Origin of the sequence: Nonomuraea coxensis DSM 45129, from assembly GCF_019397265.1 — a bacterium.
GTDB classification, from domain to species: Bacteria; Actinomycetota; Actinomycetes; order Streptosporangiales; family Streptosporangiaceae; genus Nonomuraea; species Nonomuraea coxensis.
The window spans coordinates 234860-249245 of sequence record NZ_CP068985.1; the positions used below are offsets into that span (position 1 = coordinate 234860).

Sequence of the window (14386 nt, forward strand, 5' to 3'; positions counted from 1 at the left end):
GCTATTCTCTCCCGCGATCTTCTATCCGGGAGCAGGTGTCATGGCATCGGGCAGATCCATCCGATTCAAGATCTCGACGCTGCTCGTCATCCCGTTGGTCTCCCTGGTCGCGCTGTGGGGCTTCGCCGCGAGCACCACATCGGGAGCGGCGCTCAACCTGCTCAAGGTCGAGACGATCTGGACCGGGGTCATCAACAACGCCGACGGCCTGATCGGCAACCTGCAGAAGGAGCGCCTGGCCTCCGCCGAGCGCCTCGGGAACAACATCACCGATCCCGACGCCCTGGCCGAGTCCCGCGCCAAGGTGGACGCGAGCAGGAAGCGCCTGGCCCAGAACGCGGCCGCCGAGGACGTCCAGGCGGCGCTGACGCCGGACATGAAGAACCAGCTCCAGACGGTCTTCTCGGCCATCGACCGCATCCCGGACATCCGCCGCAAGGTGGACGAGCGCCGGCTCACCCCGGGCAGCCTGGTCACCGAGTTCGCCAAGATCTCCGACGAGATCCACCTGCTGTACTCGCGCCTCAACATGAGCACCGACGTCGAGCTCTCGCTCCAGGCCCAGGGCGTGATCGCCGCCGACGAGGTCCGTGAGCTGCTCAGCCGCGAGCACGCGCTGATCATCGCCTCGAACGGCCGGGCCACCATGCACGACCTCCACATGCTGTCCGGCATCGACGGCTCCAGGACGTACCTGTTCCCGAAGGCCCTCGCCAACCTCGACACCGAGCTGCGCGCCCCCTTCGAGCGGATCTACTACTCCCCCAGGTACGTCACCATGGAGAACCTGGTGGAGAGCACCATCGGCGGCCAGCCGCTGGACGTCGAGCTCTGGCGCGGCGTCGCCGACCAGGTGCAGGCCGAATACCAGGAGGCCGTCTGGCGCACCGGCGACCGGCTGCTGAAGCGGATGGAGCCGGCCGGCGTCGCCATCATCGTCCAGGCCGCCGTCGCGGGCGCGCTCGGCCTCGTCGCGGTCATCTTCTCCATCTTCATCTCCGTACGGTTCGGCCGCCGCATCACCCGCGAGCTCGCGGCGCTGCGCCGTACCGCGCTGGACCTGGCCGAGATCAGGCTCCCCGACGTCGTCGCCAAGCTGCGCAAGGGCGAGCGCGTCGACATCGAGGCCGAGGCCCCGCCCATCAGGGTCAGCAGGAACGCCACCAGCGAGGTCGCCGACCTCGCGGCGGCCTTCGACAGCGTGCAGCGCACGGCCGTGGACGCCGCCGTCGAGCAGGCCCACCTCCGCGAGGGCCTGTCGGAGGCGCTGCGCAACCTGGCCAGGCGCAGCCAGTCGCTGCTGCAGCGCCAGCTCAGGCTGCTCGACGAGATGCAGCGCCAGACCGAGGAGCCCGAGGCGCTGGAGCGGCTGTTCAAGCTCGACCACCTGACCACCCGCATGCGCCGCCACGCCGAGGGCCTGGTGCTGCTGTCCGGCGGCTCGGCCGGCCGCAGATGGCGCGGCGTCATCCCGATGGAGGACGTCCTGAGCGGCGCCGCCGCCCAGGTCGAGGAGTACACCCGGGTCCGGGTCTACCCGATGCCCGAGGCCGGCGTCTCCGGAGCCGCCGTCGCCGACCTCATGCACCTGTTCGCCGAGCTGATCGAGAACGCCGCCGCCTTCTCCTCGCCCAGCAACGAGGTCTCGGTCCGCGGCGAGATGGTCGGCAGGGGCTTCGCCGTCGAGATCGAGGACCGCGGGCTCGGCATGGACGAGGCCACCCGGCAGGCCATCAACTGCCGGCTGGCCAGGCCGCCGGAGTTCGACGCGGCGCAGACCGAACGGCTGGGGTTCGCGGTCGTCGGCATGCTGGCGGCCAGGCACGGCATCAAGGTGACGCTGAAGCCGTCGCCGTACGGCGGCACCACCGCCATCGTGCTCGTTCCAGGGTCGCTCGTCGAGCCGCTGGTGACGCCGCCGCAGGCGCCGCAGTTCGAGCCGGTGGCCGTGTCGGTCGTGCGTACGGACGGCCCCGCGGCCAACGGCACCGGCAAGGGTAACGCGGTCAACGGGAGCAACGGGAGCGCCGCGAACGGGGGCCTGCCGCGGCGCGTGCACACCAGCAGACGCAGCCCCGCCCTGCCACAGCCCACCCAGCCCATGGACGACGACCTCGGCCCCCGGCCGCCCCTGGAGCCCGCCCCACCCACGCCCTCCGGCGGCGACACGCCCGCGCCCACGCCCTTCGGGAGCGGCGAGGCCCCCGAGGTCTCCCTGTTCCGAGGCGGTGACGGTTCCGCGGGCTCACCGTTCGGGGGCGGTGAGGGTTCCGGGGACCCCTCGGCGCGGAACGGTGACACGCCGGCGGTCCTGCCGCGCCGGGCGCGGACCAGCGGGCCGCAGCCCGTCGAGCAGGCGGGCCCGCCGCAGAGCGCCGGCGACGGACGCCCGTCGGCGGTCCTGCCGCGCAGGCAGCGCCAGAACGGCCTGCCGCCGCGCCTCAAGGAGGCCCCGCCGCCGGAGCCGGCGCCCGCGGCGGAGCGCTCGCCCGAGGAGGCACGGGCGCTGCTCTCCTCGCTCCAGTCCGGCTGGCAGCGCGGCCGGCAGGACAGCGACCAGGATGGGGGATCTCAACCGTGAGCCGCGAGCACGAGTGGGTCGACGAGGAGGCGGGGCCGGTCGTGCGGCCCTACGCGGTCGCGCGTGGACGCACGAGACCCGCGTCCTCGGCGCTCGACCTGCTGGCGAACGTCGTCTCGACGGGGTTGCCCGCCCCGTCCGGCGCCGAGCTGAGCGCTCAGCACCGCCGCGTGATCGCCTGCCTGTCGGGCACGTCCAGACCGGTGGCCGAGCTGGCCTCGGAGGTGGGCCTGCCGGTCGGCGTGATCAGGGTGCTGCTGGGCGACCTGCTGGAGTACGGCCTGGTGGCGGTGCGCCCGCACCGCGACCGCGCGAACTCCCCCACGGAGAGCCTGCTCCGCGAGGTGATCAACGGCCTGAGGGCGCTGTAGCGCCCCTCGGCCGCGCGCCGTCGTGCATGCCCCCGTCAGTTCGCCGAGGTGAGCGTGCGCAGGGAGTGTTCGACCAGGGTGATCATCACTTCCTTGGCCGAGGTGCGCCGGCGTACGTCGCACAGCATCACCGGGACGTCGTCGTCGAGGTCGAGCGCGATGCGGACGTCGTCCACGGTGTGCCGGTCGGCGCCGTCGAAGCAGTTGACGGCCACCACGAACGGCGTGCCGCGCTGCTCGAAGTAGTCGACCGAGGGGAAGCAGTCGGTGAGCCGCCGGGTGTCGGCGATCACGACGGCCCCTAACGCGCCGTAGGACAGTTCGTCCCACATGAACCAGAACCGCTCCTGCCCGGGGGTGCCGAACAGGTAGACGACGAGCCCGTCGCGGATGGTGATGCGGCCGAAGTCCATCGCCACGGTCGTGGTGGTCTTGGCCTCCACGCCGTCGAGGTCGTCCACGCCGACCCCGCGGTCGGAGAGCACCTCCTCCGTGCGCAGCGGCTTGATCTCGCTGATCGAGCCGACCAGGGTGGTCTTGCCGACGCCGAATCCGCCGGCGATGAGGATCTTCAGCGCGACGGGATCCTCAGAGAGCACGGAGTCCATTGATCACTTCCTTGAGAATGCGCTCGTTCGTGCGCGAGCCTCCGGCGGAGGGCGACGACACCGAGATGAGGCCGTGGTCACGCAGGTCGCCCAGGATCACCCGGACGACACCGACGGGCAGGTCCAGCTCGACGGCCAGGTCGGCCACCGAGATCGGAGCCCGGGCAGCCCGCAGGATCAGTCGCTGCTCGGGACCGAGCTCGCCGGTCGGCGTCTCGCCGACGGCGCGCACGATCGCGACGAGGTCGAACACGTCCCCGGAGGGGCGGGTGCGGCCACGGATGAGAGCATAGGGCCGGACGACGGGTCCGGCCTCCTCATCGAACCACTGCGGGCTGTCGCTCATGACGCTCCAGCGCGCGGGTTGGTGGTGATGTGCTGGCCCACCCGCTTGACCAGCATCGCCATCTCGTACGCGATGTGCCCGACGTCCACGTTCGCCTCCGCGATCACGGCCAGGCAGGTGCCCTGCCCCGCCGCGGTCACGAACAGGAACGCCGACTCCATCTCCACGATGGTCTGGCGCACGTCGCCGCCGCCGAAGTGGCGCCCGGTGCCGCGGGCCAGGCTCTGGAAACCGGCCGCCACGGCCGACAGGTGCTCGGCGTCCTCCCTGGTCAGCCCTTTGGAGTAGCCGATCGCGAGCCCGTCGGTCGACAGGATGACCGACTGGCGCACCGCCGCGACCCGCGACGTCAGGTCGTCAAGCAGCCAGTTCAGCTCACCGGTGTTGGTGGTCGGCACACTCATGCATCCCCCTTACTCATGGCCCCTCCTCGGAGGCTTCTTCTCGGGCGCGTTGGGTTCCCCGCTGGAAGGCGGAGAACAGGTCGCGGACCTCGTCGGGAGAGCGTTCTGCGGGCTTCTCCTCAGCGGGCGGCCGCGGCGGGCCCTGGGACGCCTCCGCGAGCTTGGACGAGGGGCCGGTCTGGCGCACGCGCCGGGGCAGCCCCTTGTGGGTGCCCGAGGTCACGACCGCGAGCGCCTTCTTCCTCGTACGGCTCGGCACCGCGGCCATCTCCTCGCCGCCGCTGCCGGCCGTCAGCGCGCTCTGCTCGGTCACCATGGAGCGCGGCACCAGGACGATGGCCGCGGTGCCGCCGAAGGGCGAGCGGCGCAGCATGACCTTGATGCCGTGCCGTTCGGCGAGCCGCGCCACCACGAACAGGCCGAGCCGGTCGCTGTCGGCCAGGTCGAACTCGGGCGGGTTGGCGAGCATGCGGTTGGTGGCCGCGTACTCGGTGGCGGACAGGCCGAGGCCCTTGTCCTCGATCTCGATGGCGTAGCCGTTGCTGACCTGGTCGCCGCGCACCTGGACGACGGTGTCCGGCGGTGAGTAGATGGTGGCGTTCTCGACGAGCTCGGCGACCAGGTGGGTGAGGTCGGCGGCGGCGGCGCCGTCGAACGCGCTGACCGGCATCGGCTGGACCTCGACCCTGGTGTAGTCCTCGACCTCGGCGACCGCGGCCCTGACGATGTCGATGACCGGCACCGGCTTGCGCCAGGCGCGGCCGGGAGCGGCGCCGGACAGCACGATCAGGCTCTCGGCGTGCCGCCGCATGCGGGTGGTCAGGTGGTCGAGGCGGAAGAGCTCTTCGAGCTTGTCGGGGTCGTGGGTGCGCCGCTGCATGCCGTCGAGCAGGGCGAGCTGGCGGTGCAGCAGGCCCTGCTTGCGCCGGGCGAGGTTGAGGAAGACCTGGCCGACGCCGCGGCGCAGCGCGGCCTGGCCGACGGCCGCGTTGACGGCGGTGCGCTGGACGGAGCCGAAGGCCCTGGCCACGTCGGTGATCTCCGCGGATCCGCTGACCTTGATCGCCTTGGCCTCCTTCTTCACGTCGACGTCCTCGCCCTTGCGCAGCCTCGCCACGAGGTCGGGCAGCCGCCGCTCCGACAGCTCGACCGCGGCCGCGCGCAGCCCGCCGAGCTCGCCGGCCAGGCGCCGGCCGAAGCGTACAGAGATGATGATCGACGCGAGCACCGCGATCAACCCGACGCCGCCCGCGACGGCGATCTGGGCGATGGTGGCGGTGGCGGCGTCGGAGGTGCGCGCGGCCAGGACCTCGGAGGAGGTCTGGGCGTCCTTGTCGAGCTGGGCGCTGAGCTTGTCGACGGTGGCGGTCCAGGCGGCGCCGTTGGTGGGCGGGGTGCCGGTCTGGGCGATCCGCGCTTCCATGGCGATGAAGGTCTGGAAGGTCTCGGAGGCGAAGAGCCGCTCGTACGGCCGCCGCAGGGTCACGTCGAGACCGGCGAGGCCGCGGGCGTGCAGGAAGCGGCGCGAGGCGGCGTACTCGGTGAAGGCGGAGACCTCGGACCCGGTGAGCCGTCGCTCGCCGAGCGCCACGATGACGAGGGCCTGCTCCCTGGCGATGTACTCCCTGGCCAGGCCCATCGTCTGCATCGCGGTGGCCTGCTGGACGATGGCCAGGTCGGAGAGGGTGAGCAGCTGGGCGTAGACGGTGAACAGCGCGTCGACGACGGCGTTGTACGCGCTCAGCCCGCCGAGGCGTGAGCCGCGCCCGGCGTCGATGTCGGCCCTGATGGGGCCGAGCCGGTCGAGCGCGTTCCAGAGCGTGCCGAGCGGGGCGCGGAGGTCGTCGGCGGCGGTGCCCCCGGCTTCGGTGACGGCGCGGCGGAGGTCCTCGACGGCGCGGTCGGTGCGGGCGCGCTGGGCGCCGAGGACCTCGGTGAGCTCACGGGTGGTGAGCGCCTCGGCGGTGCGCATGCGCTCGGCCTGGAGTTGAAGGCCCAGGTCGGAGGTGGTGACGCCGATGGTCCGGTAGAGCGTGCTTCCGCGGAGCAGTGACTGGGCGTCGCCCATGGTGAGGTTGAGGACGAAACCCCAGAGCGCGCTCAGAGACAGGAGGGGTAGCAGCAGCAATAAGAAGATCTTGAACCGAATAGACCGGTTTCGCGAGCCCATGTCCCAACCTCGAGTCGGGGGCATTTCCACACCTTGTGTAAATACACCTCCGGAAGATCGCACAGGAGACTAGCACCGTTTATGCTTCCGGCGCAGTGGGAGGAACACGTTCATTACCGTGATTATTGGGACAAGATCCCCGCTCCGTGAGCCATCGGGCGTCCAGCCGCCGCCGGGACCAGCGGGATCTCACAGCGTCAGCTCCCCGATGTCAGCTCCTCCACCGCGCGGAAGGCCGCGGTCACGGCGGCGTCGGCGCGGGCGGCCGGGGCCGCGTCCGATCCCGCGATCGCGATCCGCCCGAACCGGCGGCGGGCCGCCTCCGCCGGGAACGGCCCGTCCGGGTAGAAGGTGTGCCAGGGCCGGCAGTACTCCGGGGCGTTCCCGTGCCCCCAGCGGTTGACCGTGATGCCCTCCACGTCCCGCGCCGGATCGAAGCCGGCCGGGCCGAGCAGCCGGGCGAGCTGCTCGCGGATCGTCCGCTCCAGCACCTCGTACGGCGTCCTGATCAGCTCCCGCCGCCCGGCCGCCGCCCCCTCCTTCGGCCCCAGCTCCGCCCGGCACGGCGTGGCCAGCAGGTGCACCTCGGCCGGCTCGCCCGCCCGCCGGGGCGGTTCGAGCTCGGCGAGCGACCAGTACGCCCCCGTCCACCGCACCCGGCGCACCCCGGCCCGCCGCCAGGCGTCCCAGTCGCGCACCCGTACGCTCGCGTGCAGCAGCGGCACCCGTACCGCCTCGCCCAGCGCCTGGCGCTGCTCGGCGGGCAGCTCCGGCACCAGGTAGGGGATCACCGCGCTCCAGCAGGCCAGGACGACCGATCCGGCCGCGACGCTCCTGACCCGGTGCCCGTCGTAGTAGGCGACGCTCGCCGCCCCCTCGCCGTCGCGCACCGACACGACCGGGCTGGACAGCCGGAACCGCACCCGGTCGCCCGGCCGGTCGGGGGAGCCGGGGTCGGGCAGCAGCCGCTCGACCATCGTGCGCACCAGCGCCTGGTTCCCCTCGGGGAAGAGGTGGACCTCGGCGTCGCCGGCGCCCCACTGCCTCCTGACGGTCGGCGAGTTGTACCGCGACGGCTTGTCCTTCTCCAGCCCGAGGCCGCCGAACCCGGGGTAGCCGGTGCCCCAGGCGTCGATCGCGCCGAGCGCCCGGGTGTCGTAGCCCCACTCGGGGCAGGACATGGTCCGGCAGAAGCGCTCGACGTCCGGGTGCGCGCCGCACGCCTCCAGCAGGAACGCCGAGTACGTCAGCCCGGCCAGCCGCTCCTGCTTGGCCTCCGCCGGCAGCCCGGGGAACCAGTCGGGCGGGTCGTGGCGGAGCCTGCGCAGGTCGTCCCTGGCGCGGGCGGCGATCGGCAGCCGCGCGACCCAGTCGCCGGTCAGCCGGACCAGCGTGTCGGCGCCGAAGCTCTCCTCGTCGCACATGACCGCGTCCACCAGCCCGGCGCCGGTCCTGCCGCGGCCGCTCTGCCGGTGGAACATCACCCGCCGCGCCTGCCCGCCGATCTCGTCGTGGTTGTCGATCACCAGCACGCTCGCGTCCGGGCGGCGGCGCAGCCACTCGTGGGCGGCGCTGACGCCGCTGAGGCCGCCGCCGACCACGACGAGGTCGTAGCTCTCGCCGGTGGGCTCGGGCGGGCCCGCGTACTGCCAGAAGCGGCCGTCCCTGAGCGCGTGGGGCACGGCGAGGGCTTCGGGAGCGCCGCCGCGGAAGCCGTACGAAGGGGGCGGCAGGGGCGCGGTCCGCCGCGCCGCCTCCGCGGGGCCGCTCACGGACGCCACGCTTCCCAGGGCGCTCACCGCGATGCCGTCGAAGAAGTCGCGGCGGGAAATGGACAGGTTCATCCCGAGGTCCCGTGGCGTCAGAGTCATGGCGCGATCATCGGCAGCCCCGGAATCGGCGGGTGCGGGACGCGCAGCGCCCAGAGAAACATTTTGCGCGGCCTATGGCGGCGAATGCCGGTTTGGCTCCGGGAGTGTCCCCGGCCGAGGGGCGGGGGCGTCTCGCGGCAGGCCGGAGGCTCGGACGGGCCTTGAGTCCGGCGATGACAAACCCGCTTAATTACGCGAATAGCGACGTTGCCGGGGTGGCGGGCCCGCGACTCCTCTAACGTTCACGAGAATGCCGCCAGAGGAATTGGAGAACTCATGCTTAAAGCCGTTTCCGGCATTTTCCTGAGCATGACGGTCGTCGCCGGATGCTCGTCGGAGGCGCAGGCCCCGCCCGCGCCCGCCGCCGCGGCCGTCGAGCCGGCGCAGGGCCCCGGGGCGTCGTCCTCCGACGTCACGAGGCTGCGGGCCGCGCTGCTGCCCGTGCCCGAGGGCATGCGCGTCTCGTACGGGCCGGAGCTGGGCGCGTTCGGCTCGCTCAAGTCCACGCAGCAGGGCCTCGCCGCGGTCCGCCAGGCCCGGCTGGAGCGTCCGGAGTGCGCGGGCGCGGCCCAGCTCGACGCCGCGAAGCCCGACGTCGCCAAGGCCCCCGCCGCCGTGATCGCCTTCGCCGCCGAGCGCGGCTCGATCACCCAGGCCGTGGTCGCGCTCCCGTCGGCCGCCTTCCCCGCGCCGCTGCCGCAGAAGTGCACCACCTACACGGCCGACGTCGACGGCGCCAAGGTCGTCTACCGGACCCGCATGCTGCCCATGCCGGCCAAGGGCGACCAGTCGCGCGCCTACCTCACCACGGCCGCGGGCGCCAAGGAGAACGCCGAGATCGGCTCGGTCATGATCCGGAGGGGCAACCTCATCATGAGCATGCTCGTCGTGGGCCGCCAGGTGCAGCCGGACGGCCTGTACGAGCTGGCGAAGCTGGCCGACCAGAACCTCGCCAGGGCGACGCGCTGATCAGATGAGCACGTGGTCGTCAGGCCGCCCGACGAAGGCGAACTGCGCGTTGCGGGTCAGCTTGATGTGGTCGGCCTGCCAGGTGTGCATCGAGGCGTCGGCGCTGCGCCAGTAGACGAAGTTGAAGCGGTCCGCCGAGTAGATCTTGACGGAGTCCTCCTTGAGCCGCCGCACCAGCTCGGTGTCCTCCCCCCGGGTGATGTCGGCGAACCGGTAGGAGCGGAACATGTCCGCCTTGCCGAGGAACGTCCCGCCCTGCACCAGGAACGAGTACCGGTGCTCCAGGCCGGGCAGCCGCAGCATCGTGGTGTTGGAGCCCTCGAAGTAGGCGTAGTGCGCGCCCTTGCCGACCAGCTCGGCGTCGGAGTAGTCGAAGGCCCGCACCAGGTCCGACAGGTAGTGCTCGCCGTAGAGGTTGTCGTCGTCCATCTTGGCGATGAGGTCGCCCTCGGCGGCCGAGATGCCGAGGTTCATGCACGCGCCGAGCGACAGCTCGGCGGCGGCGGGCAGCACCACGACGTCGGTGATCCCGGCCATGCGCGCCTTGTCGGCCACCACGACGGGGTCGATGTCGAGGCCGTGCAGCACCATGACGAGCTGGAGCGGCCGGTGGAGCTGCTTGGCCACCGACGAGATGGCGTGCTCGATCTGGGAGGCGCGGTTGGTGGGCAGCACGACCGAGATCGCGCGGGTGCGCGGCTCCACGTGGTGGCCGAGGTCCTGGAGGATCTGGTCCACGCGGTGCGAGAACAGGTGCTTGTCGAAGACCTCGCGCATGGCGAGGTGGCCCATCCTGGCGCGCAGCTCGGGGCTGTTGATCAGGTGCAGCACCTGGTTGTACGACTCGACCGGCTCGCGCGCGACGGGGATGAGGTCGCCGAAGGTCTCCTCGATGGCCCGTGACCAGCCGGTGACGACCGGGGTCGCGCACGCCGACAGCTCGAAGACCCGCCGCGCGCACATGGTCGGCGAGTCGAGCACGGAGTTGACGTTGAGGAAGACCTTGTACATCCGGTACGCGGCCAGCATCTGGTCGTAGGGCAGCTCGCCCACGATGTGCGGCCGGTACTTCTCCGGCCAGGCGTACTTCTCGTCCACCTCGCCGTTGCGGGCGAAGATGTGCAGGCCCAGCTCGCGCACCGGGTCGAGGACGGTCTCCATCTGCTCGCGGCGCTCGGGGTGCTTGTCGCGGAAGTACATCCCGGCGAAGACCACGTCGTGGAGGCGGCCCTGCTTCTGCTGGATCGGGTTGTGGACGCGGGGCTGGGCGGCGAACTGCAGCACGTCCACCCGGTCGTGTCCCAGAATTTCCCGATATTTCGGCAGCATGTCGCCGTCGCACGTGAACACGTAGTCGAACAGCTTGGCCGTGTCGATGAAGAAGTCGAAGTTCGGCGGGTCCTCCTTGTTCCAGAAGACCGTCGGGATGCCCTCGCTCCTGCACCAGGCCACCAGCTCGCGCAGCGGCTCCTTGGGCGCGTTGGTCCCGGTCATCTGGTAGCGCCAGCGCCCCTGGTTGCCGTGCCAGGCCGACTCACAGAACAGCAGGTCGGGCCGCTTGTCGGCGAAGATCTCCGGCCAGTCCTTGAGCCCGAACTCGATCTGGTCCCACTCGTAGCGGAAGGCCATCCTGGAGAAGTCGTCGAGGATCACCGCGACCTTGAGGTCGGGCCGGTTGACCGGGCCGGCCGGCCACTTCACCGCCGGCACCTCGACCAGCGGCGGCCGGTTGTTCGCCAGCTCGACGGCCTCGGTGACGGGCATCGGCGGCTTCGGCGCGCGCTCCTTCGACCGGACCGCGTCCATGATCTTCCCCGGGCTCTTCGAGCCCAGGGCCTCGCCCAGCTTGTACGTCCGCTTGGCCTGGGTCGCCTCCAGCTTCCACGCCGCGTACGCGGCCTTGGCCTCGGCGATCTCCAGACGTCGCCGCAGCTCCCTGAGCTCCGCCTCGTGACGTTCGACGACCTTGCGCTCCTCGGGCAGCCAGTTGACGGGACCGAGTCGCTGGAACGAGGGGGGCTCAGGGGTTTCGGCCATGGTGATGACGCCTAACGCTCAGGGGAGATTTGCCATGTTACGCCGCCGCTGGTGGCTATTCGGGGCGTTTCGCCTGGGAAGCCGGTGCCAGGTTGTCGCCCTTGAGCCAGGCGGCGATCACCGTGGCGATGCGCGGCCCGGCCTTGCCGTCCCACAGCACCGGCAGCTCGCCCGCCGGGGTGGCGGCGCCGTCGGCCAGCGCCTTCTCCGCGGCGGCGGGCAGCAGGGCGGGGGTGACCAGGCGGTTCGTGCCGTGCGTGATCGTGATCGGCCGCTCGGTGTTGGGCCGCAGCGTGAGGCAGGGGACGCCCAGCACGGTCGTCTCCTCCTGCACGCCGCCGGAGTCGGTGACCACCAGGGCGGCCCCGCGCACGAGTGAGAGGAAGTCCACATAGCCGAGCGGATCGACGACCCTGACCGTCCCGCCGTCCACGAGACCGGCCTCGGCGAGCCTGGCCTTGCCGCGCGGGTGCACCGGCACCACGACCGGGACCTGCCGCGAGACCTCCAGCACCGCGTCCACCAGCTCCTTCGCGGCCTCGGCGGTGTCCACGTTGGCCGGGCGGTGCAGGGTCGCGACGGCATACCGATCGGGAATGCCGAGCCGCGCGATCACGGGGGCCGGGTCCAGCGAGGGGAGGGCCGCGTACAGGCTGTCGATCATGGGGTTGCCGACCAGGTGCACCTTGGAGGCCGGCACGCCCTCGCCGGCCAGGTAGGCGAGCGCCTCGGGCGAGGTGGCGAAGAGCAGGTCGGCCAGCGCGTCGGTGACGACCCGGTTGACCTCCTCGGGCATGCCCCGGTCGAACGAGCGCAGCCCCGCCTCGACGTGCGCCGTCGGCACGCCGAGCTTGGCGCAGACGAGGATGGCGGCGAGCGTCGAGTTGACGTCGCCGTAGACCACGACCAGGTCGGGGTCGTGCTCCTGGACGACCTCCTCCAGGCCCACGAGCAGGGCCGCCGTCTGCCTGGCGTGGCTGCCCGAGCCGACCGCGAGGTTGGCCACCGGCTCCGGCAGGCCGAGGTCGGCGAAGAACACGTCGGACATCAGGGCGTCGTAGTGCTGACCGGTGTGGATGATGCCCTGCCGCACGCCGAGCCCGCCGAGTGCCCGCACCACCGGGGCCGCTTTCACGAAATTGGGACGAGCTCCCAATACGTGGAGGACCAGGGGGTTCTCCCTCATGACCTCGCCTTTCATAGCGGAAGGGAAAAAACGCTGCCTATGGTACGGTCACCGCGTGGCATCCGACGCCAGTCGTCAAGACTCCTCCCAAAGCGCCGGCAGGGTTTCCGCGAAGTCCGCCCGTGCCGGTGTCGGTGGGCTTCTCAAGGGCTTCGTCCAGCACCCGATCATCGTCTCCCGCGTCGTCGCGACCAAGGTCAAGTCCGACCCCGTCCGCGTCGCCCAGGCGGCCGCCGACGCGCTCCCGCCCCGGCTGCGGCCCATCGTGGGCAGCGTGGCCTGGCCGGCGGCCCGCGGTGCCCGGCGCATGGTGCGCAAGCTCGGCATGCGGGTGCTCAAGGGCCCGTGGAACGAGGCCAAGGCGCTGTGGGACGCCGGCCGGGTGAGCGAGGCCGCCGCCGTGCTGGACGCCCACACCAAATACCCGTTCATCAAGCGCAGGGCCGCCTACTACCGCGGCGAGCTGGCCGCCATCAGCCCCGACCCGATCCCGCCCGGCCCCAAGGTGGCCATCCTGGAGCGGGTCAAGGGGCGGGTGCTGCACCTGGTCACCAACGCGCTGCCGTACACGCAGGCCGGCTACACCGTCCGCACCCACCGCATCGTCACCTCCCAGAAGGCCGCGGGGCTCGACCCGCACGTGGTCACGAGCTGGGGCTGGCCGATGATGCAGGGGCACGCCGACGCGCCGCCGTACGAGGAGATCGACGGCATCCCCTACTACCGGCACCTGCCGGACGGGCACGGCGAGGTGCCCTTCGAGATGCGCGGCCGCATGGTCAGGGGCGCCGATTCGGTCACCAAGCTCGTCACCCAGCTCCGCCCGCAGGTCCTGCACGCCGCCACCGACCACCGCAACGGGTCGGTGGCCCACGCCGTGCGCGAGCGCACGGGCACGCCGTTCGTCTACGAGGTGCGCGGCTTCCTGGAGGAGACCTGGGCCTCCCGCGACCCGATCAGGGTCGGCAGCGAGCGGCACGTGCTCCAGCGCGAGCGCGAGGCGTTCCTGATGCGCGAGGCCGACGCGGTGGTCACGCTGGCCGAGACCATGGCCACCGAGATCGTCGAGCGCGGCGTGCCGAGGGAGCGCATCCACCTCGCGCCCAACGCCGTGGACGACTCCCTGCTCACCGCCCGCTACGACGGCGCCTCCTTCCGCGCCGCCCACGGCATCGCACCCGGCGAGATCGTCATCGGCTCGGTGTCGAGCATCGTGGCCTACGAGGGCTTCGCCACCCTGCTGCGGGCCGCCGCGCTGCTGCGCGACGCGGGCACGCCGGTCCGGGTGCTCATCGTGGGCGACGGCGCCGAGCGGGAGAACCTGCTGACGCTGGTCGAGGAGCTGGCGCTCAAGGACGCGATCCTGCCCGGCCGGGTCGGCCCCGACGAGGCGCTGCAGGCCCAGGACGCCATCGACATCTTCGCCTGCCCGCGCGAGGACCTGCGGGTCTGCCGGCTGGTGACGCCGCTGAAGCCGGTCGAGGCCATGGCGCTCGGCAAGCCCGTGGTGCTCAGCGACCTGCCCGCCCTGTCGGAGCTGGTCGGCTCCGACGGCGCCGGCCTGCTGGTGCCGCCGGGCGATCCCGAGGCGCTGGCGAAGGCCGTGGCGGGGCTCAGGGACGATCCCGCCAGGCGGGCCGAGATGGGTGAGGCCGGTCGCGCGGAGGTGGCCGCGAAGCGGACCTGGAGCCGCGTTGCCGAGACCTACCGGTCCCTTTACCAGTCGCTTGCCGAAAGTTGACCTTGGTGTTGCCTGGACGTTGTGACGGTTTCGGTCGCATTAGGCGTGAGCTAGGTGGACTTGAGATAACCTTTGCCACCATGAAGTGTTGTATCCGGCTCC

At 71.8% G+C, this 14386-nt stretch carries 11 protein-coding genes; 4 read left to right on the forward strand and 7 right to left on the reverse strand.

All coding sequences use genetic code 11. From position 1 onward, the window contains the following. Positions 1 to 40: 40 nt before the first annotated feature. Positions 41 to 2581 (forward strand): sensor histidine kinase, encoded by a 2541-nt coding sequence (locus Nocox_RS01160; RefSeq protein ID WP_020542465.1) that lies wholly within the window; start codon positions 41 to 43, stop codon positions 2579 to 2581. Next, positions 2578 to 2952 (forward strand): DUF742 domain-containing protein, encoded by a 375-nt coding sequence (locus Nocox_RS01165; RefSeq protein ID WP_020542466.1) that lies wholly within the window; start codon positions 2578 to 2580, stop codon positions 2950 to 2952. Before Nocox_RS01160 ends, Nocox_RS01165 begins: the two co-directional genes overlap by 4 nt. Positions 2953 to 2987: 35 nt before the next feature. Here Nocox_RS01165 and Nocox_RS01170 read toward each other — a convergent pair whose 3' ends face one another. From Nocox_RS01170 to Nocox_RS01190, 5 genes are all read right to left on the reverse strand, one after another. Next, entirely contained in the window at positions 2988 to 3560 is a 573-nt protein-coding gene (locus Nocox_RS01170) for a GTP-binding protein (RefSeq protein WP_020542467.1), read from the reverse strand. Further along, positions 3541 to 3906: a DUF742 domain-containing protein gene (locus tag Nocox_RS01175; protein ID WP_020542468.1), complete on the reverse strand. Its 366-nt coding sequence runs from the start codon at positions 3904 to 3906 to the stop codon at positions 3541 to 3543. Before Nocox_RS01175 ends, Nocox_RS01170 begins: the two co-directional genes overlap by 20 nt. After that, a complete protein-coding gene (locus tag Nocox_RS01180; protein ID WP_026214180.1) occupies positions 3903 to 4310 on the reverse strand; it encodes a roadblock/LC7 domain-containing protein in 408 nt (135 codons plus the stop codon). The genes Nocox_RS01175 and Nocox_RS01180 overlap by 4 nt, the downstream gene beginning before the upstream one ends. 13 nt (positions 4311 to 4323) lie before the next feature. Continuing rightward, on the reverse strand, positions 4324 to 6438 hold the full coding sequence (locus tag Nocox_RS01185) for a sensor histidine kinase (RefSeq protein WP_020542470.1): 2115 nt from the start codon (positions 6436 to 6438) through the stop codon (positions 4324 to 4326). 239 nt (positions 6439 to 6677) lie between these two features. Next, positions 6678 to 8351, reverse strand: coding sequence for an NAD(P)-binding protein (locus tag Nocox_RS01190; RefSeq protein WP_246649719.1), 1674 nt, complete (start codon positions 8349 to 8351; stop codon positions 6678 to 6680). Positions 8352 to 8660: 309 nt separating this feature from the next. Between Nocox_RS01190 and Nocox_RS01195 the strand changes: the two genes are divergently transcribed. After that, entirely contained in the window at positions 8661 to 9320 is a 660-nt protein-coding gene (locus tag Nocox_RS01195; RefSeq protein ID WP_020542472.1) for a hypothetical protein, read from the forward strand. On the opposite strand, the gene Nocox_RS01200 is transcribed toward Nocox_RS01195, so the two are convergent. Continuing rightward, positions 9321 to 11357: a glycosyltransferase family protein gene (locus Nocox_RS01200; protein WP_020542473.1), complete on the reverse strand. Its 2037-nt coding sequence runs from the start codon at positions 11355 to 11357 to the stop codon at positions 9321 to 9323. A 55-nt stretch (positions 11358 to 11412) separates the two neighbouring features. Beyond that, a complete protein-coding gene (gene wecB / locus Nocox_RS01205; RefSeq protein ID WP_084685519.1) occupies positions 11413 to 12543 on the reverse strand; it encodes a non-hydrolyzing UDP-N-acetylglucosamine 2-epimerase in 1131 nt (376 codons plus the stop codon). Between the two features lie 55 nt (positions 12544 to 12598). On the opposite strand from wecB, the gene Nocox_RS01210 reads away from it, so the two are divergent. Continuing rightward, positions 12599 to 14284: a glycosyltransferase family 4 protein gene (locus Nocox_RS01210; RefSeq protein WP_020542475.1), complete on the forward strand. Its 1686-nt coding sequence runs from the start codon at positions 12599 to 12601 to the stop codon at positions 14282 to 14284. Positions 14285 to 14386: the final 102 nt, after the last annotated feature.